The sequence below is a fragment of the Trebonia sp. genome (assembly GCF_049794275.1).
Classification (GTDB): Bacteria; Actinomycetota; Actinomycetes; order Streptosporangiales; family Streptosporangiaceae; genus Trebonia.
The window spans coordinates 1-1,571 of the sequence record NZ_JBARCR010001184.1 but is presented as its reverse complement, the minus strand read 5'-3'; the positions used below and the strand labels follow the sequence as shown (position 1 = coordinate 1,571).

2 protein-coding genes are annotated in these 1,571 nt (G+C 71.1%); both read right to left on the bottom strand.

The window, feature by feature from the left end; all coding sequences use genetic code 11:
• Positions 1 to 979: bifunctional nuclease domain-containing protein (locus WA805_RS29260; RefSeq protein WP_425243936.1), on the bottom strand; the 979-nt coding region annotated here is incomplete at its 3' end.
• Positions 980 to 1,009: 30 nt separating this feature from the next.
• Positions 1,010 to 1,571: MBL fold metallo-hydrolase (locus WA805_RS29255; protein ID WP_425243935.1), on the bottom strand; the 562-nt coding region annotated here is incomplete at its 5' end.

Here is a 1,571-nt window from a genome sequence, read left to right as displayed (position 1 = left end):
GGATGGGCACCCCGGTCACGACCGCGAGGTTCACCGCGTCGCTGGGCCGCGCGTCAACTTCCCGCGGACCGGCCGGCCCCTGCACGACCACGATGGCGTAGAAGATCGAGCTGAGCAGCTGGGTGATCCTGACCTCGGTGATCTGGGAGCCGGCGGCCTCGACGAGACCCGCCGCCAGCTTGTAGGGGAACGGGCGCGGCGTCTCGACGGACTCGAGCGTGAGCGCGAGCGCCGTGGCCTCGACTGGCCCTATCCAGATTGGCAGCCAGCGGCCACCGGCTCGCTCGGTGAGGACCATGACGTGCTCTCGCTTGCTGTGATCCTCGTCCTGGCTCCTGCGAATGTCCGTGACCGTGACCTCGGCCCATTCCGCCGCGTCCGTTGCCGTCACTGCCGTCTCCTCCTCCTGAATCAGGATCTCCGGGGTTGTCGTGAACTGAGCGAGCCTCGGCGCCAGTGCCGCCCGTGCCTGGTGCAGCCGCGCCTTGACAGCGCCAACCGAGATGCCGAGCTCGTCCGCCACCTCGCGGTGGCTCAGGCCCTGCAGGTAGAACAGCCGGACAGCGTCCTGCTGACCGTCGGCGAGTGCCGCGATCGCGCGCCGGACGCGGGCCGCGGTGTCGGCGATCTCCGCCGCCTCGGCGGGATCGGCCGCCTCGGACGGCGGCTCCGGCAACAGGCCGGACCGCTCCGAGCGCAGCTGCCGCAGCCACTTCCGCGACACGTTCAGCGCGATCCCGCAGAACCAGGCGCCAAACCTGTCCGGCGACCGCAGCCGCTCCACGTCGGTCATCGCGGCGATCGCGGCCTCCTGCACGGCGTCGCGCGCCAGGTCGGGCGAGCCGAGCACCCGCTCGGCGAGCAGCACCGCGGTGTCCCAGTGCCTGCGCAGCAGCTCGGCCATCGGCTCCTTCAGCCCGGACCGCGCCGCGTACACCAGCTCGGCGTCTGGTGGCGTCTGGAGCCTCGGCTGTCCCACGCTTTATAGTGCCCGAACGCCGCCCCCGGGTTAGCTTGTCCGGGCCGCGATCTGCCGGGCCAGCTTGACGGCCTGCCGCGGACTTCCCTCCCAGGGAAGACCGTGACCGGGCAGGACCCAGCGAGCCTCGACGGGCTCGATCTTTTCCAGCGAGGCCAGGGCCCGGTCGTGATCCTCATTCAGGAACCGGGGGAGCAGTTGCGGCCCGGACTCGCCGGAGGAAAGGCTGAGCGTCGCCAGTGTGTCGCCCACGATCAGGACTTCACGGTCGGCCAGGCTCAGGGCCACGTTTCCGGCGGTGTGGCCGGGCGTGTGGATGACGCGGGGACGGCCCGGCACGTCCAGCACTTCTTCGTCGGTGAAACCCGACGCCTCGGCCACGGGCGCCGTCCGGGCGACGCCATTGCGGAGGAAGTGCCCGACCAGATGCAGCACCGGCGGCTTCCACAGCGGGTACAAGGCCGGCCTGCCCTTGCGCATGGCCGCCGCCCGGTCATCGTGGTGCACGAGCACCGCCGCGCCCGCCTGCGTCCGGAGCCGTTCGGCATTACCCATATGGTCGGGGTGGTAATGGGTGAGCACGACGGCCTTG